17 protein-coding genes are annotated in these 16,284 nt (G+C 55.8%); 14 read left to right on the top strand and 3 right to left on the bottom strand.

Going from position 1 to position 16,284, the window contains the following annotated elements; genetic code table 11:
* The first annotated feature begins 94 nt into the window (after nt 1-94).
* Both lpcA and SERS4_RS0105295 read left to right on the top strand, forming a co-directional pair.
* On the top strand, nt 95-676 hold the full coding sequence (gene lpcA, locus SERS4_RS0105290; protein WP_004949058.1) for a D-sedoheptulose 7-phosphate isomerase: 582 nt from the start codon (nt 95-97) through the stop codon (nt 674-676).
* A 97-nt stretch (nt 677-773) separates the two neighbouring features.
* Nucleotides 774-1,580 (top strand): class II glutamine amidotransferase, encoded by an 807-nt coding sequence (locus tag SERS4_RS0105295; RefSeq protein ID WP_012005394.1) that lies wholly within the window; start codon nt 774-776, stop codon nt 1,578-1,580.
* Here SERS4_RS0105295 and dpaA read toward each other — a convergent pair.
* A complete protein-coding gene (dpaA, locus tag SERS4_RS0105300) occupies nt 1,512-2,282 on the bottom strand; it encodes a peptidoglycan meso-diaminopimelic acid protein amidase (RefSeq protein ID WP_012005395.1) in 771 nt (256 codons plus the stop codon). The genes SERS4_RS0105295 and dpaA overlap by 69 nt on opposite strands.
* A gap of 484 nt (nt 2,283-2,766) precedes the next feature.
* Here dpaA and SERS4_RS0105305 point away from each other — a divergent pair, with 484 nt between their 5' ends.
* Genes SERS4_RS0105305 through nqrM form a run of 8 tightly spaced genes read left to right on the top strand, consistent with a single transcriptional unit; the run spans nt 2,767 to nt 9,876 of the window.
* Nucleotides 2,767-4,116 (top strand): Na(+)-translocating NADH-quinone reductase subunit A, encoded by a 1,350-nt coding sequence (locus SERS4_RS0105305; protein ID WP_012005396.1) that lies wholly within the window; start codon nt 2,767-2,769, stop codon nt 4,114-4,116.
* A 3-nt stretch (nt 4,117-4,119) separates the two neighbouring features.
* Entirely contained in the window at nt 4,120-5,361 is a 1,242-nt protein-coding gene (locus tag SERS4_RS0105310) for an NADH:ubiquinone reductase (Na(+)-transporting) subunit B (RefSeq protein WP_012005397.1), read from the top strand.
* On the top strand, nt 5,351-6,145 hold the full coding sequence (locus SERS4_RS0105315) for a Na(+)-translocating NADH-quinone reductase subunit C (RefSeq protein ID WP_017891735.1): 795 nt from the start codon (nt 5,351-5,353) through the stop codon (nt 6,143-6,145). Before SERS4_RS0105310 ends, SERS4_RS0105315 begins: the two co-directional genes overlap by 11 nt.
* Nucleotides 6,138-6,767, top strand: a complete 630-nt coding sequence (locus tag SERS4_RS0105320; protein WP_012005399.1) for an NADH:ubiquinone reductase (Na(+)-transporting) subunit D — start codon at nt 6,138-6,140, stop codon at nt 6,765-6,767. The genes SERS4_RS0105315 and SERS4_RS0105320 overlap by 8 nt, the downstream gene beginning before the upstream one ends.
* A 6-nt stretch (nt 6,768-6,773) precedes the next feature.
* Entirely contained in the window at nt 6,774-7,370 is a 597-nt protein-coding gene (gene nqrE / locus SERS4_RS0105325) for an NADH:ubiquinone reductase (Na(+)-transporting) subunit E (protein ID WP_012005400.1), read from the top strand.
* A 15-nt stretch (nt 7,371-7,385) separates the two neighbouring features.
* Nucleotides 7,386-8,609: an NADH:ubiquinone reductase (Na(+)-transporting) subunit F gene (nqrF, locus tag SERS4_RS0105330; protein ID WP_012005401.1), complete on the top strand. Its 1,224-nt coding sequence runs from the start codon at nt 7,386-7,388 to the stop codon at nt 8,607-8,609.
* The gene (locus tag SERS4_RS0105335) at nt 8,610-9,641 is read left to right on the top strand and encodes an FAD:protein FMN transferase (RefSeq protein ID WP_026142220.1); all 1,032 of its coding nucleotides are present in this window, start codon (nt 8,610-8,612) and stop codon (nt 9,639-9,641) included.
* A 7-nt stretch (nt 9,642-9,648) separates the two neighbouring features.
* Nucleotides 9,649-9,876: a (Na+)-NQR maturation NqrM gene (gene nqrM, locus SERS4_RS0105340; protein ID WP_012005403.1), complete on the top strand. Its 228-nt coding sequence runs from the start codon at nt 9,649-9,651 to the stop codon at nt 9,874-9,876.
* Nucleotides 9,877-9,923: 47 nt separating this feature from the next.
* Here nqrM and SERS4_RS0105345 read toward each other — a convergent pair whose 3' ends face one another.
* Nucleotides 9,924-10,808 carry a glycerophosphodiester phosphodiesterase family protein gene (locus SERS4_RS0105345; RefSeq protein ID WP_017891737.1) on the bottom strand — a complete coding sequence of 295 codons (885 nt, stop codon included), beginning with the start codon at nt 10,806-10,808 and terminating at the stop codon, nt 9,924-9,926.
* A gap of 196 nt (nt 10,809-11,004) precedes the next feature.
* Here SERS4_RS0105345 and dinB point away from each other — a divergent pair, with 196 nt between their 5' ends.
* Complete coding sequence (gene dinB, locus SERS4_RS0105350; RefSeq protein WP_017891738.1) at nt 11,005-12,066, top strand: DNA polymerase IV; 1,062 nt, start codon at nt 11,005-11,007, stop codon at nt 12,064-12,066.
* 57 nt (nt 12,067-12,123) lie between these two features.
* On the opposite strand, the gene pepD is transcribed toward dinB, so the two are convergent.
* Complete coding sequence (gene pepD / locus SERS4_RS0105355; protein ID WP_012005406.1) at nt 12,124-13,584, bottom strand: beta-Ala-His dipeptidase; 1,461 nt, start codon at nt 13,582-13,584, stop codon at nt 12,124-12,126.
* 324 nt (nt 13,585-13,908) lie between these two features.
* Between pepD and gpt the strand changes: the two genes are divergently transcribed.
* From gpt to crl, 3 genes are all read left to right on the top strand, one after another.
* The gene (gpt, locus tag SERS4_RS0105360) at nt 13,909-14,367 is read left to right on the top strand and encodes a xanthine phosphoribosyltransferase (RefSeq protein WP_012005407.1); all 459 of its coding nucleotides are present in this window, start codon (nt 13,909-13,911) and stop codon (nt 14,365-14,367) included.
* Nucleotides 14,368-14,544: 177 nt separating this feature from the next.
* Nucleotides 14,545-15,792 carry an esterase FrsA gene (frsA, locus tag SERS4_RS0105365; protein WP_017891739.1) on the top strand — a complete coding sequence of 416 codons (1,248 nt, stop codon included), beginning with the start codon at nt 14,545-14,547 and terminating at the stop codon, nt 15,790-15,792.
* A gap of 59 nt (nt 15,793-15,851) precedes the next feature.
* The gene (crl, locus tag SERS4_RS0105370) at nt 15,852-16,253 is read left to right on the top strand and encodes a sigma factor-binding protein Crl (RefSeq protein WP_012005409.1); all 402 of its coding nucleotides are present in this window, start codon (nt 15,852-15,854) and stop codon (nt 16,251-16,253) included.
* The last annotated feature ends 31 nt before the right edge of the window (nt 16,254-16,284 follow it).

A 16,284-nucleotide genomic window follows, 5' to 3' on the forward strand; every position in this document is an offset into this window, starting at 1 on the left:
CAACCGGGCTGCTGTTTGACTGACAATGCTTCTCGGTTTTTCCCCGATCCGTTACACTGCGGAGCGGAAGATTGACGATAACAAGAGGTTCCTCATGTACCACGACCTTATTCGCAGTGAACTGAACGAAGCGGCCGATACCCTGGCGAAATTTATCAATGACGACGCCAATATCGACGCTATCCAACGCGCAGCAGTGCTGCTGGCCGATTCCTTTAAAGCCGGCGGGAAAGTCATTTCTTGCGGTAACGGTGGCTCCCACTGTGACGCGATGCACTTTGCCGAAGAGTTGACCGGCCGCTACCGTGAAAACCGTCCGGGTTATCCGGCGATTGCTATTTCCGACGTTAGCCACTTGTCTTGCGTCAGCAACGACTTTGGTTACGAGTATGTGTTTTCACGCTATGTGGAAGCGGTAGGTCGTGAAGGCGACGTCTTGCTGGGCATTTCCACCTCCGGCAATTCCGGCAACATTATTAAAGCCATCGAAGCTGCGCGCGCCAAAGGGATGAAAGTGATCACCCTGACCGGCAAAGACGGCGGCAAAATGGCCGGTTCTGCCGATGTGGAAATCCGCGTACCACACTTCGGTTACGCAGACCGCATTCAGGAAATTCATATCAAAGCGATCCACATCTTGATTCAGCTGATTGAAAAAGAGATGGTTAAGGCTTAACGGCTTTAGGGGGCATATTGCCCCCGTTAATAATGCACCGGGGTGCGGCAGGTCGCGCCCTAATAAACGGTGTCAGTGTGGTTAAGGAGTGCTGGCGATGTGTGAACTGCTCGGGATGAGCGCAAACGTACCGACCGATATTTGCTTTAGCTTTACCGGGCTGGTTCAGCGCGGTGGCCGTACCGGGCCACATAAAGATGGTTGGGGCATTACCTTCTACGAAGGGAACGGTTGCCGCACGTTTAAGGATCCCCAGCCGAGTTTCGACTCGCCGATTGCCCGTCTGGTGCAGGAATACCCGATCAAATCCTGCGCGGTGGTGTCGCATATCCGTCAGGCCAATCGTGGTGAAGTGGCGCTGGAAAATACCCATCCCTTTACCCGTGAACTGTGGGGCCGTAACTGGACCTATGCGCACAATGGCCAGTTGAAAGGCTACCGTCAGTTGGAAACCGGCACTTTCCGTCCGGTGGGCCAGACTGACAGCGAATACGCTTTCTGCTGGCTGCTGCATCAGCTTTCCCTGAAATATCCGCGCACCCCGAGCCGCTGGCCGCCGGTTTTCCGTTATATCGCTTTGCTGGCGGATCAACTGCGTCAGAAGGGGGTATTCAATATGTTGCTGTCGGATGGGCGCTTTGTGATGGCTTATTGTTCGACCAACCTGTACTGGATCACGCGTCGCGCGCCGTTTGGCAAAGCCACGCTGCTCGATCAGGACGTAGAGATTGATTTTCAGCAGCAGACCACGCCTAACGATGTGGTCACGGTGATTGCTACCCAGCCGCTGACGGCGAATGAAACCTGGCACAAGATTGCGCCAGGTGAATTCGCACTATTTCACTTCGGTGAGCGGCTTGGTCTGAGCGAAGGGATTGGTACTGACAGTGGGAGCCGTGGTTGACGCATACTGCGTCATCTGGCCGCTGCTCAGCACGGGCTGACCCAACACGTACTGGCCATTGGCTACGCTGACCATCGGCGGCTGGTGGTTTTTGACGAAGTAGTCATAACCCGGCTTCAGCTGGCGCCAGAAGGCGATGTAGCTGGAGGAGCTGTGGCGTTTCAGGTTCTTGTCGGTCATGCGGAACGGATAGATACTGATATCAATCCGGCTCTGGCCGTAAGCAAACGCGGCTTCGACGTAGCGATAAATCTCATCCATATAGGTGTTGGTCATTGCATAACACCCAATAGATTTACATTCACCGTGGATCATCAGATAAGCGCCGGAATAACCCTGTGATTTATCGTAATCATTCGGGAAGCCGATATTGATGGCTCGATAATACTTACTGTCGGGTTTCAGATGACGCGCGTCGACGCTATAAAAGCCTTCCGGACTCTTAAAGTCACCTTCACGGCGTTTCGGGCCGAGGCCGCCGGAGAAATTACAGATTTGGAAAGAGTTCACCAGACGGAATTCGTTGCCCATTTTGGCATACAATTCCAGCGTGCGTTCCTCTTTGAAGATCTGAATATAGACCGGTGACCCTACTAATTGCTGCTTAACTACCGGAACCTCGGGAACCTGCTCGCTGGCGCTGCAGGCCGTGATCATCGGCATAGAAAAAAGCATCGCAAACAACAACGCGATTTTGCTCATTATTATTCCTGCTTATATTTATCTGCTGGCTCAATGCACTTGGCCAACATGCCACTGATTATTGTTTTACGGTCTTAAAACACCGTCAGATTACCAGTGTGTTCTTTTTTAGCAATATGTGTTGTGTATAAAAAAACTACAAACTTCGATAAAAGTGAATCGACAGGCAGATTTTAACGATTAGTGGGGCGAAACAGCCGAAATTTAATTGTGTTTGCTTGACTCAGGTCACTGCCTGACGCAGAAAAATGTTGTGAAAAATGTTAATATTCCGCCTCGAATTAGCGCGCAAAAAATGGACGCAGGAGTTAATCAAGGGAATGTACGTTACCCCATTTTGTCAGTGCGAAAGATTTCATGTTGAGCGTGATGCCGTTTCGCTCAACCCAGAGGCTGCCGAAGCGGCCTCATCATCCAGGCATCGTCAGCACCAGCCTCTGGGGCCGGTAAGACGTGTGAAACTAACCAACATCGTATAAATCCTATGATTAAAATCAGAAAAGGGTTAGATCTGCCCATTGCCGGAGCTCCGGCTCAGGCGATTCAGGACGGCCCAATCATTCAGCATGTCGCCCTGCTTGGGGAAGATTATGTCGGAATGCGCCCGTCTATGCTGGTGCAGGAAGGCGAGAGCGTTAAGAAAGGCCAGGCGCTGTTCGAAGATAAAAAGACCCCCGGGGTTTTCTTCACCGCACCCGCCAGTGGCCGCATTCTTTCGATCAACCGCGGTGAACGGCGCGTATTGCAGTCGGTAGTTATCGCCGTTGAAAATGGCGGCGATGAGCAACTGGAGTTTGCTCATTATCCGGTTGCCGAACTGGCGATGCTGCCGCGGGAACAGGTTGAAAGCGAATTACTCGCCAGCGGTCTGTGGACTGCGCTACGTACCCGCCCATTCAGTAAAACGCCTGCACCGGGTAGCACTCCACGTGCCATTTTTGTTACCGCCATGGACAGCCAGCCGCTGGCTGCCGATCCGCAGGTGATCATCGCCGAGCAGTTGGCAGCGTTCAACGCCGGACTTGCGGTATTGGCCAGGCTGACCGACGGCAAGGTGCACGTTTGCCATGCCGCGGGCGCGAACCTGGGCAAACAACCCGATGCGCAGGTGACCTATAACGAATTCGCCGGTCCACATCCTGCCGGGTTGGTGGGCACCCATATTCATTTCCTCGAGCCGGTCAGTTTGAAAAAAACCGTCTGGCATATCGGCTATCAGGATGCGATCGCCATCGGCACCTTGTTCACCACCGGCAAACTCGATACCCGTCGGGTGGTGGCACTGGCCGGCCCGCAGGTGGAACAGCCGGTGTTGCTGCGCACCCGGTTGGGTGCCAGCATCGACGAACTGACCGCCGGGCGTCTGAAAGCCGGTGAGAACCGGGTGATTTCCGGTTCGGTGCTGAGCGGCACCCACGTTGCCGGGCCGAATGCTTACCTCGGCCGTTTCCATTCGCTGGTTTCCGTACTGCAGGAAGGGCGCGATAAAGAGTTATTCGGTTGGATCGCCCCATCACCGGATAAATTTTCCATCACCCGTACTACGCTGGGCCATTTCCTGAAGAACAAACTGTTCGCCTTCTCGACTACCACCCACGGCGGTGAGCGTGCAATGGTGCCGATTGGCAACTACGAGCGGGTGATGCCGCTGGATATCCTGCCGACCCTGCTGCTGCGCGACCTGCTGGCGGGCGACAGCGACAGCGCACAGGCGTTGGGCTGTCTGGAGCTGGATGAAGAAGATCTGGCGCTGTGCACCTTCGTTTGCCCCGGCAAGTATGAATACGCTCCGGTGCTGCGCGATGTGCTGACCAAGATTGAGCAGGAAGGATAACCGATGGGCCTGAAGAATTTTTTTGAAAAAATCGAGCATCACTTCACACCGGGCGGCAAGCTGGAAAAGTGGTATCCGCTGTTTGAAGCGACTACCACGGTGTTCTATACCCCTGGTTTGGTGACGCGCGGGGCTTCGCACGTGCGCGATGCCATCGACCTGAAACGTATGATGATCCTGGTGTGGCTGGCGGTATTCCCGGCGATGTTCTGGGGCATGTACAACGTCGGCCAACAGGCCATTCCGGCATTGCACCACCTTTACAGTGGCGATCAACTGCAGCAGGTGCTGGCGGGGGATTGGCACTATCGGTTGGCACAATGGCTGGGGGCATCGCTGGCGGCGGACGCGGGCTGGATCAGCAAAATGGTGCTGGGCGCCTGCTATTTCCTGCCGATTTACGCCGTGGTGTTCCTGGTCGGTGGTTTCTGGGAGGTGTTGTTCGCGGTCATTCGCAAGCATGAGATCAACGAAGGCTTCTTCGTCACCTCAATCCTGTTTGCACTGATTGTGCCGCCCACGCTGCCGCTGTGGCAGGCCGCGCTGGGGATCACCTTCGGCGTAGTGGTGGCGAAAGAGATATTTGGCGGTACCGGACGCAACTTCCTTAATCCGGCCTTGGCTGGGCGTGCGTTCCTGTTCTTTGCTTATCCGGCGCAGATTTCCGGTGACCTGGTGTGGACCTCCGCCGACGGTTTCTCTGGCGCGACGCCGCTGGCACAGTGGAGCGCGGGCGGGGCACACAGCCTGAGCAACGTGGCTACCGGCCAGTCCATCAGTTGGATGGATGCGTTCCTCGGCAACATTCCCGGCTCGGTGGGTGAAGTCTCCACGCTGATGATCCTGCTCGGCGGAGCGATAATCCTGTTTGGCCGCGTAGCTTCCTGGCGCATTGTCGCCGGCGTGATGCTCGGCATGATGGCTACCGCCTTCCTGTTCAACAGTATCGGCTCTACCACCAACCCGCTGTTTGCCATGCCTTGGTACTGGCACCTGGTGTTGGGCGGCTTCGCCTTCGGCATGATCTTTATGGCTACCGATCCGGTTTCCGCCTCGTTCACCAACAAGGGGAAGTGGTGGTACGGCATTTTGATTGGCGTGATGTGCGTGCTGATCCGGGTGGTCAATCCGGCCTATCCGGAAGGCATGATGCTGGCGATCCTGTTCGCCAACCTGTTCGCACCGCTGTTCGATTACCTGGTGGTGCAGGCCAACATCAAGCGGAGAAAAGCCCGTGGCGAATGAATCTAAAAACGACAGCATCGGTAAAACGCTGCTGGTGGTACTGCTGCTGTGCCTGGTGTGTTCTGTGGTGGTGGCGGGTTCCGCCGTCGGCCTGAAGTCCAAACAGCAAGAACAGAAGTTGCTCGACAAACAGCGCAATATTCTCGACGTGGCCGGTTTGCTGCAGCCGAAAATGGAAGGCGAGCAGGTCAAGACGCTGTTCACCCAACGTATCGAACCACGTCTGCTGGATTTGAACAGCGGTGAATTTGTTGCGGGTAACGCGACGGCGTTCGATCTGCCCGCAGCCCTGCGTGATAACGCCAAAAGCGTAGCGCTACCGGCGGCTGACGATCCGGCCGGCATCAAGCGTCGCAGCAACCAGGCGGAAATCTACCTGGTGCGCGACGACAGCGGGGCGGTCAACAAAATCGTGCTGCCGGTCTACGGTACCGGCCTGTGGTCGATGATGTATGCCTTTGTGGCGCTGGATAACGACGGCAACACGGTGAAGGGCATCACTTACTACCAGCAAGGGGAAACTCCGGGGCTGGGTGGTGAGGTCGAAAATGCCGGTTGGCGTCAGCAGTGGATCGGTAAAAAGCTGTTTGATGACAGCGGCAAACCGGCGATCCGCGTGGTGAAAGGCGGGGCGCGTCAGGGGGATGAGCATGGGGTGGACGGCTTGTCCGGTGCCACGCTGACCTCCAACGGCGTGCAGCATACTTTTGACTTCTGGTTGGGCGAGCACGGCTTTGGCCCGTTCCTGCAAAAAGTTCGTGAAGGAGCGCTGAAAAATGGCTGATTCCAAAGAGATTAAACGGGTCCTTTTAGGACCGTTGTTCGACAACAACCCGATTGCCTTGCAGGTGCTGGGTGTCTGTTCTGCGCTGGCGGTGACCACCAAGCTGGAAACGGCGGTGGTGATGACCATCGCAGTAACGCTGGTCACCGCGTTCTCCAGCTTCTTTATTTCGTTGATCCGCCACCATATCCCGAACAGCGTGCGCATCATCGTGCAGATGGCGATTATCGCCTCGTTGGTGATTGTGGTCGATCAGTTGCTGCGCGCCTATGCGTTCGAGATATCCAAGCAGCTGTCGGTGTTTGTCGGCCTGATCATCACCAACTGTATCGTGATGGGGCGTGCCGAAGCCTATGCCATGAAATCGCCACCGATCGAGAGTTTTATGGACGGTATCGGCAACGGCTTGGGCTACGGGGTGATCCTGGTGTTGGTCGGTTTCCTGCGTGAGCTGTTCGGTTCCGGCAAGCTGTTTGGCATTCCGGTGCTGGAAACGGTGCAGAACGGCGGCTGGTATCAACCGAACGGCCTGTTCCTGCTGGCACCGAGCGCGTTCTTTATCATCGGCCTGCTGATTTGGGCGCTACGCAGCCTGAAACCAGCGCAGATCGAAAAGGAGTAATGGCCGATGGAACATTATATCAGCCTGTTTGTACGCGCGGTGTTCGTTGAGAACATGGCGTTGGCGTTCTTCCTGGGGATGTGTACCTTCCTGGCGGTATCGAAGAAGGTATCGACTGCCTTTGGTTTGGGCATCGCGGTGACCCTGGTGCTCGGGATCTCCGTGCCGGTGAACAACCTGGTCTACAACCTGATCCTGCGCGACGGCGCGCTGGTGGAAGGTGTTGATCTGAGCTTCCTCAACTTCATTACCTTTATCGGCGTGATTGCGGCGCTGGTGCAGATTCTGGAGATGATCCTCGATCGCTTCTTCCCGTCGCTGTACAACGCACTCGGCATTTTCCTGCCGCTTATCACCGTGAACTGCGCCATCTTCGGCGGCGTGTCCTTCATGGTGCAACGTGACTACAACTTCGCTGAATCAGTGGTGTACGGATTCGGCTCCGGCACCGGCTGGATGTTGGCGATTGTCGCGATGGCGGGGATCCGCGAAAAACTCAAGTATGCCAATGTCCCCGCAGGGTTGCGCGGCCTGGGCATTACCTTTATCACCACCGGGCTGATGGCGTTGGGCTTTATGTCCTTCTCCGGTGTTCAGTTGTAAAGGCGGGAAGAATTTATGGAAATTATTTTAGGCGTCGCGATGTTTACCGGCATCGTTATGGTGTTGGTGTTGCTCATCCTGTTCGCCAAATCCAGGCTGGTGAACACCGGTGACATTGCGGTAGAAGTTAACGGCGATCTCGACAAGAGCTTTACCGCTCCCGCGGGTGACAAGCTGCTGAACATGCTCTCCAGCCAGGGGATCTTCGTTTCGTCCGCCTGCGGTGGCGGCGGCTCTTGCGGCCAGTGCCGGGTGGTGATCAAAGAGGGCGGCGGCGATATCCTGCCGACCGAACTGTCGCACATCAACAAGCGTGAAGCGAAAGAGGGCTGCCGACTGGCTTGTCAGGTGAACGTGAAACAGAACCTGAAAATCGAGCTGCCGGAAGAGATCTTCGGGGTGAAAAAGTGGGAGTGCGAGGTTATCTCCAATGATAACAAAGCCACTTTTATCAAAGAGCTGAAGCTGAAAATCCCTGATGGGGAAGACGTGCCGTTCCGCGCCGGGGGGTTTATCCAGATCGAAGCGCCTGCACACGATATCAGCTATGCCGATTTTGACGTGCCTGACGAGTACCGTGGCGACTGGGACAAGTTCAACCTGTTCCGCTACCGCTCGGTAGTGAATGAAACCACGGTACGTGCCTACTCGATGGCCAACTACCCGGACGAAAAGGGCATTATTATGCTCAACGTGCGCATCGCCACGCCCCCACCGCGCGATCCTGACGTACCGCCGGGCATCATGTCCTCTTATATCTGGTCGTTAAAGGCCGGGGACAAGGTGACGATCTCCGGGCCGTTCGGCGAGTTCTTTGCCAAGGACACCGACGCGGAAATGATCTTTATCGGCGGCGGTGCCGGTATGGCACCGATGCGTTCGCACATCTTTGACCAGCTCAATCGCCTGAAGTCGAAGCGTAAAATCACCTTCTGGTACGGCGCGCGTTCACTGCGTGAGATGTTCTACGAGGAAGATTTCAACCAACTGCAGGCAGAGAACGAGAACTTTACCTGGCATGTGGCGCTTTCCGATCCGCAGCCTGAGGATAACTGGACGGGTTACACCGGCTTTATCCATAATGTTCTGTTGGAGAACTATCTGCGGAACCATCCGGCCCCGGAAGACTGTGAGTTTTACATGTGCGGTCCGCCAATGATGAACGCTGCGGTGATCAAGATGCTGAAAGACCTGGGCGTCGAAGACGAAAATATCATGCTTGATGACTTTGGTGGCTAAATGCGCGCATGGGCAATGAAGGGGTTGATGACGACGGTGGCGCTCAGCGCCATCCTGTTATTGACCGGCTGCGGACCGGAGCAGGTCAATCTCGATGGCAAAACCATGGGGACATCGTATTCAGTTCGCTACGTCACCGGTGATGACACGCCGTCTGCCGCCAAAATACAGGCGGAGATCGACAAGCGGCTGGAGTTGGTGAATGACCAGATGTCCACCTACCGTCCAGGCTCTGAACTGAGCCGCTTCAACGCCAGTCGCGCTGTTGATAAACCCTTCCCGGTATCGGCAGCAACCACCGAGGTGGTGCTGGAAGCGCTGCGCATTAACCGCGTCACCGACGGCGCGCTGGACGTGACCGTCGGGCCGCTGGTTAATCTGTGGGGCTTCGGCCCGGAAGGGCGGCCGGACAAGGTGCCGAGCGCTGCCGAACTGGAGCGCCGCCGCGCCTGGACCGGTATCGACAAGCTTTCGGTGCAGGGCAATGCATTGGTAAAGAGCATTCCTGAGCTGTATGTCGATCTCTCCTCGATCGCCAAGGGCTACGGGGTGGATGTGATTGCCCAGTATCTGCAATCGCAGCAGGTTAAGAACTACATGGTGGATATTGGCGGTGAGGTCCGTACTCGTGGCCACAACGGTGAGAAAAAACCGTGGCGTATCGCCATTGAACGGCCGACGGCCGGCATGGAGCAGAAGGCGCAACTGGTGATCCAGCCGGGCGAGATGTCGATCGCCACCTCGGGGGATTATCGCAACTACTTCGAACAGGACGGCGTGCGTTATTCGCACACCATAGATCCGGTTACTGGCAAGCCGATCCATCATCATCTGGTGTCGGTTACGGTGCTGAGCCCGACCTGTATGGCCGCCGATGGTCTGTCGACCGGGTTGAACGTATTGGGGCCGGAGCGCGGCATGGCGTTGGCGAACCTGATGGGGATCCCGGTGTTCATGATTGTGAAAACCGCCAAAGGTTTTGAAGAGCGCTACTCCGAAGCGTTCAAACCCTATTTGAACAAGAGCTTGTGAGGTCGCTATGTTGACAGTATTTGTCGCCAGCTTTGTGTTGTTTCTGCTGATTGTCGGCGGGATGTCGTTGGGGTACGTGTTCAAGCGTAAAAGCCTGCAAGGCAGCTGCGGCGGGATCACGGCGTTGGGGATGGATAAAGTCTGTGACTGTCCAGAACCCTGCGATGCGCGTAAAAAGCGTCTGGAGAAAGAGGCGTTGCGCCAGCAACAGTTGGAAAAACACCGGATTATCTGAATAACTGGGGCGCATACAGCGCCCCTTTTTACAGCGTTTTAAATCGGTTATTTGGCCTTGGCAAACTCTCTGGCTTCAGCCGGTGAGTTAACCATAACCCCGTCTACACCCAGCGCCAGCGCCTGCTGGTATTCAGCCGGGGTGTTGATGCCGAACAGAATGATGTGCGCCGGGCCTTGCGAACGGAAGCAGTCGATCGATTCTTTATCCCAGGTCAGAAACGCCTTGGAGCGCCCTTCACCCAGGGTAAATTTCTCCACCACTTCCACTTCTCTTTTCAGTTCCAGTCCGTACCAGCGCGGTTGCTGATGGTCTGGCTTCAGCTCACACAGATGCGACAGGCTGATATTCGCCAGCAGGTCGCGGGTTTCATCGCGGGTTTCAAAACGTTTGATCGTGGGCGGCAACGCCTGCAGATATTTGGCATCAGTGGAGTACACGCGGGTACGGTTCAGGCTGTTGGTTTTTTCCAGCGTTGCCAGCAGGGCTTTGCCGAACTGGGCCGGGTCTGCGTCTGGGGATTTGATATCCAGATAGAAGTTAACCTTGGGGAAGGCATTGAGGATCTCATCCAAACGTGGAATGCCAATGCCTTTACCCCGGAACGGATGGGTTTCACCTTTGGCAAATGACCAACCGGCGTCAACTTTCGCCAGTTGCGCAGCGGTAAAGGCGGAAACCAATCCCTGCCGATCGGTTAGCGCTTTCAGATCCGAAGGGCGGTAAAGCACGATCACGCCGTCTTTGGATTCCTGCAGGGTGATCCAGATGGCGTCGGCGCCGTTTTTCAGTGCGGTTTCAATGGCGACGCGGGTATTTTCAGGAGCGTCGGCGGTTCCACCACGGTGAGCGATAATGGCGGGAGCGGCGGTAGCAGCAAGGGATATCAGGGATAAGGCTGAGGCTAGCAAATAGACCGATAATGTTTTCATGTAGGGCACCATCCTGTGCGTAGAGTTATTGTTGTCAGTAACTGTGGCGACTAATTTGCCACAGTGTACTATTGAAAAATTACGCTTTTTTAACAAGTCGAAGATAATTGGGTGAAAGCCTGTTTTCTCCGAGTAGAGCCGAGGCTTGAGCTTTCCATTGTTGCCTGTATACTTATACAGTGTTATTGGAGGCGCGATGCGTAAAATCATTCATGTCGATATGGACTGCTTCTTCGCGGCGGTAGAAATGCGCGACGATCCCAGCCTGCGCGATATTCCGTTGGCGATCGGTGGCAGTGCCGACCGGCGTGGGGTGATCAGCACCGCCAACTATCCTGCACGCCGCTATGGTGTGCACAGTGCGATGTCGACGGCGATGGCGCTCAAGCTTTGCCCGCACCTTAAGCTGCTGCCCGGGCGCATGGCGGCGTATAAGGAAGCCTCGCAGCATATCCGCGAAATCTTCGCCCGCTACACCCCGCTGATTGAACCGCTGTCGCTGGATGAAGCCTATCTGGACGTGACCGACTGCCGCCAGTGCAACGGCTCGGCGACGTTGATCGCCGAGCAAATCCGCCAGACTATCTCCGATGAACTCAACCTTACCGCTTCTGCCGGTATCGCGCCGATCAAGTTCCTCGCCAAAATTGCCTCAGAGTTGAATAAGCCGAACGGACAATACGTCATCACCCCGGCGCAGGTGCCGGCTTTTTTACAGCAGTTACCGCTGAGTAAAATCCCCGGCGTGGGCAAAGTGACCGCCAAACGGCTGGAAGAAGTGGGGCTGATCACCTGCGCCGACGTACAGCAGTACGATTTGGCGGCGCTGTTAAAGCGCTTCGGCAAGTTTGGCCGGGTGCTGTGGGAGCGTTGTCAGGGGATCGATCTGCGTGAGGTTTCGCCAGAGCGGTTGCGTAAATCGGTGGGGGTGGAGCGCACGCTGGCGGAAGATATCCATGACTGGGAAGACTGCGAAGCGTTGATTGTCGACAAACTCTATCCCGAGCTGGAACTGCGGTTGCGTAAGGTGAAACCGGATCTGCACATCGCCCGGCAGGGGGTAAAACTGAAGTTTCAGGATTTCCAGCAAACGACGCAGGAACATGTTTGGCCGGTACTGAATAAAGACGATTTAATCAACGTGGCACGGCAGGTATGGCGTGAGCGGCGCGAAGGGCGCGGGGTGCGACTGGTCGGGTTGCACGTGACGCTGCTGGATCCGCAACTGGAGCGGCAACTGCTGCTACCCTGGGAATAACAAGGGCGCAATTCAAGTTTGCGCCCTTGGCTTAATCACTAAGTCATCTGTAATATTTTACGCGCGCTCTGGGATAGCCTTCAGCAGTGCGGTCAGCAACTTCCAGTACAGGCCCACGCTTTCGATATGCACCTGCTCATCCGGCGAGTGTGGCCCGGTGATGGTTGGCCCAATCGACACCATATCCATGTTTGGGTACGGTTTTTTGAACAGACCGCATTCCAGACCGGCGTGGATCACCATGATGTTCGGCGTCTTGTTGAACAGATCCTGATAAATCTCGCGCACCAGATGCATTACCGGTGAGTCTGCGTCCGGCTGCCAGCCTGGGTAGCCGCCTTTGGGTGCCACTTTGGCGTTGGCCAACTGACCCAGAGCGGTCAGCATGCCGACCACGTAGTCTTTACCGCTGTCGATCAACGAGCGGATCAGGCAGATGATTTCTGCTTCGCTGTCGCTGGTGGTGACCACGCCCACGTTCAGTGAGGTTTCCACCACGCCTTTCACCGCGTCGCTCATGCGGATCACACCGTTTGGCGTGCCATTGAGCAGCGCTACAAAACGCTGTTGGCTATCGCTGGTCATCGCCTGCGAGGTGCTGGTGACAGGCTCCAGCAAGACGGTAATGTTCTTCTCTTTGGCAGCCAGCTCGTTTTGCAGGGTAGCCAGGAACGCCTGGCTCAGCGCTTTCAGCGCATCGGCTTTCTCGGCCGGCACGGCAACCACCGCAGAGGCTTCACGCGGAATAGCATTGCGCAGCGTACCGCCGTTCAGATCCAGCAGGCGCAGGTTCAGCTCAGCGGTATGATCAAACAGGAAGCGTGCCAGCAGTTTGTTGGCGTTGCCCAGCCCAACGTGGATATCCGCGCCAGAGTGGCCGCCTTTCAGGCCTTTGATCGTCAGCTTCAGGGTCTGATAACCGGCAGGCACGGCTTCGCGCTGCAGTGGCAGGGTGGTGATGAAATCAATACCGCCGGCGCAACCCATGTAGATCTCGCCTTCCTCTTCTGAGTCGGTGTTGATCAGGATATCCGCTTGCAGCCAGTTAGCCTGCAGGCCAAATGCACCGTCCATACCGGCTTCTTCGGTCATGGTCAACAGCACTTCCAGCGGGCCGTGTTCGACGCTGTCGTCGGCCAGCACGGCCAGCGCGGAGGCCATGCCGATGCCGTTGTCGGCACCCAGCGTGGTGCCGCGCGCCTTGATCCACTCACCGTCGATGTACGGCTGAATCGGATCCTTGGTGAAGTCGTGCACGGTGTCGTTATTTTTCTGCGGCACCATATCCAGGTGCGCCTGCAGGGCGACCGGCTTGCGGTTTTCCATGCCTTTGGTGGCCGGCTTACGCAGCAGGATGTTGCCTACATGGTCACGCTCGGCGTGCAGGTTTTTCTCTTTGGCCCACTCGAGGATGTGCTGTGCCAGCGCTTCTTCATGATAAGAAGGATGCGGAATAGAGCAGATTTTGGCAAAAATATCCCACAGCGGCTGTGGCGAAAGTTGAGACAATTCAGACACTATAAGTCTCCTGTAACAGCATTCTCGGCAGTGCGGGAATGCCGCTCGGTTAGGGTTAGGGGCATCTGTGCGGCTTTGGCACGATCTCCAGAGAATATCACTTTATTCCGGGCGGTGCCCGTCCCGTATTGTGCTGTTTAAGCGCTTGATCACACTAGTTTGGTTGGTCGTTGCTCATTTATTCAGCATCAATCACCAGACGAAATACTTATGAATTCCAAGGTACAACTGGCATTTGATGCGGTCAGTCTTTATAATCTCGCGCAACCTTTTTTCCCCTGATTACTGAGTAAGCCGCACCACTGCTGGCTGGGACACCATTCTATGAGCGAAAAATACGTTGTTACCTGGGACATGCTGCAAATGCAAGCGCGCAAACTGGCTCACCGCCTGCTGCCTGCTGACCAATGGACGGGCATTATTGCCGTAAGCCGCGGCGGTCTGGTACCGGCTGCCTTACTGGCGCGTGAGCTGGGTATTCGCCACGTGGATACCGTCTGCATCTCCAGCTATGACCATGACAACCAACGCGAAATGAAAGTGCTCAAGCGCGCTGAAGGCGACGGTGAAGGCTTTATCGTTATCGACGATCTGGTGGATACCGGCGGCACCGCGAAAGCGATCCGTGAAATGTACCCGAAAGCGCACTTCGTCACTATCTTTGCCAAGCCGGCAGGTCGCCCGCTGGTAGACGATTATGTGGTTGATATCCCACAGGATACCTGGATCGAGCAGCCATGGGACATGGCGGTGACCTTCGTGCCACCGATCGGCGGTCGTTAAGTTCGCCACGCCGATTTGCCAAAACGCCCGGTTCCGCCGGGCGTTTGCATTTCTGATTTCCGCCCCACAGATCCGCTTCAAGTATGACGGGTTTATCGCTCCAGACTTAGGTACACTACCTCCAGTTGATTAGGCTGTTTGCGGCCTATTACCAGATTTACGGAGGCTGTTGTTACCATGGCACAAGCCAACCTTTCTGAAATCCTGTTCAAACCCTCATTTAAGCACCCTGAGACCTCAACTCTGGTACTGCGCGCGCGCAGTAAAATCAGTGCTGAACTGCATTCCACGCTGGAAGGCAATACCGTCAGCAATTGGTACCGCATGCTCAACCCGCTGTTGTGGGCCTGGCGCGGTGTCGATCCCATTGAAATCAACGAAGTGCTGGCCCGTATTGCCGTTGCGGATGTGGAACACACCAACGACAAATGGCTGGATACCGTGGTCGGTTACCGCAATGGCAACTGGATCTACGAATGGGTGCATCAGGGCATGCTTTGGCAGCAGCGAGCGCTGGAACAGCAGGATCCGCTGACCGGCGGCCAGTATTGGCTCAACGCCGCCAACTTTTACAGCATTGCCGGCTACCCGCATCTGAAAGGTGACGAGTTGGCCGAGCAGGCGGAGGCGTTGTCCAACCGGGCTTACGAAGAGGCCGCGCTATTACTGCCGTACCAGTTGAAAGAGCTGGAGTTTCGCATTGAAGGTGGCAGCAGCATCACCGGCTTCCTGCATTTGCCGGAGAAGGGCGAAGCGCCATTCCCGACGGTACTGATGTGCGGCAGCCTGGATACCCTGCAGACCGACTATCACCGCCTTTTCCGCGATTATCTGGCACCGCAGGGCATCGCCATGCTGACCATTGATATGCCTTCCATCGGTTCTTCTTACAAGTGGAAACTGACGCAAGATTCCAGCTTCCTGCATCAGCAGGTGCTGACCCAGTTAACCACAGTGCCCTGGATTGACCATCAGCGCGTCACCGCGTTTGGTTTCCGCTTTGGTGCCAATGTGGCGGTGCGTCTGGCCTATCTGGAGCCACAGCGGCTGCGTGGCGTGGCCTGCCTGGGGCCGGTGGTGCATCGCCTGCTGTGCGACAGCAGCACCCAGAAGCACGTACCGGACATGTATATGGACGTGCTGGCCAGCCGGATGGGCATGGCCAACGCTTCGGATCATGTGCTGAAGGTCGAGTTGAACAGCTATTCGCTGAAAACCCAGGGGCTGTTGGGCCGCCGTTGCCCGACGCCGATGCTGGCCGGCTACTGGGAGCAGGATCCGCTCAGCCCGAAAGAAGAGTCGCAGCTGATCGTTTCGTCCTCGATGGACGGCAAACTGATCGCTATACCGCGCAAGCCGGTGTACAGCAGTTTCCACAAGGCGCTGCTGCAAATGTCCCATTGGATGAAAGATAAAATGCGTTAATTAGTTGCTAAATTTTAACAGTTTGTTAAAAAGAATGGTCTACATTGAGGAGCTTAAGAATGACGTTACCGAGTGGTCACCCTAAAAGCCGACTAATGAAACGTTTCGCCAGCTTGGGGCCGTATCTGCGTGAAGGGCAATGTGAGAACGACCGTTTTTTCTTTGATTGTTTAGCCGTCTGCGTCAATGTTAAGCCTGCTCCAGAGCTGCGAGAGTTTTGGGGTTGGTGGATCGAACTGCATGCTGAAGATACGCGTTTTACCTATTCGTATCAGTTTGGCCTGTTTGATAAGAAAGGGCAGTGGACGCCGGAAAAGATTAAGGATACTGAAGTCAAAACCAAGCTGGAAACCACCCTGCGTGATTTCCATCGTCGCCTGGGCGAACTGCTGGCCACCATGGAGCTGACGCTTGAACCCGCCGCTGATTTCAAAGAAAAACTGATTAAACTTTCCGCCTGACCCCGTTTGACCGCAAGTATTCTGCTGATTT

This window comes from Serratia sp. S4, from assembly GCF_000347995.1.
In the GTDB taxonomy this organism is placed as follows: domain Bacteria; phylum Pseudomonadota; class Gammaproteobacteria; order Enterobacterales; family Enterobacteriaceae; genus Serratia; species Serratia quinivorans.

Bases quoted from the DNA above. Each gene is read 5' to 3' on its own strand.
- lpcA (WP_004949058.1), top strand. From the start codon at position 95: ATGTACCACGACCTTATTCGCAGTGAACTGAACGAAGCGGCCGATACC.
- SERS4_RS0105295 (WP_012005394.1), top strand. From the start codon at position 774: ATGTGTGAACTGCTCGGGATGAGCGCAAACGTACCGACCGATATTTGC.
- dpaA (WP_012005395.1), bottom strand. From the start codon at position 2,282: ATGAGCAAAATCGCGTTGTTGTTTGCGATGCTTTTTTCTATGCCGATG.
- SERS4_RS0105305 (WP_012005396.1), top strand. From the start codon at position 2,767: ATGATTAAAATCAGAAAAGGGTTAGATCTGCCCATTGCCGGAGCTCCG.
- SERS4_RS0105310 (WP_012005397.1), top strand. From the start codon at position 4,120: ATGGGCCTGAAGAATTTTTTTGAAAAAATCGAGCATCACTTCACACCG.
- SERS4_RS0105320 (WP_012005399.1), top strand. From the start codon at position 6,138: ATGGCTGATTCCAAAGAGATTAAACGGGTCCTTTTAGGACCGTTGTTC.
- nqrE (WP_012005400.1), top strand. From the start codon at position 6,774: ATGGAACATTATATCAGCCTGTTTGTACGCGCGGTGTTCGTTGAGAAC.
- nqrF (WP_012005401.1), top strand. From the start codon at position 7,386: ATGGAAATTATTTTAGGCGTCGCGATGTTTACCGGCATCGTTATGGTG.
- SERS4_RS0105335 (WP_026142220.1), top strand. From the start codon at position 8,610: ATGCGCGCATGGGCAATGAAGGGGTTGATGACGACGGTGGCGCTCAGC.
- nqrM (WP_012005403.1), top strand. From the start codon at position 9,649: ATGTTGACAGTATTTGTCGCCAGCTTTGTGTTGTTTCTGCTGATTGTC.
- SERS4_RS0105345 (WP_017891737.1), bottom strand. From the start codon at position 10,808: ATGAAAACATTATCGGTCTATTTGCTAGCCTCAGCCTTATCCCTGATA.
- dinB (WP_017891738.1), top strand. From the start codon at position 11,005: ATGCGTAAAATCATTCATGTCGATATGGACTGCTTCTTCGCGGCGGTA.
- gpt (WP_012005407.1), top strand. From the start codon at position 13,909: ATGAGCGAAAAATACGTTGTTACCTGGGACATGCTGCAAATGCAAGCG.
- frsA (WP_017891739.1), top strand. From the start codon at position 14,545: ATGGCACAAGCCAACCTTTCTGAAATCCTGTTCAAACCCTCATTTAAG.
- crl (WP_012005409.1), top strand. From the start codon at position 15,852: ATGACGTTACCGAGTGGTCACCCTAAAAGCCGACTAATGAAACGTTTC.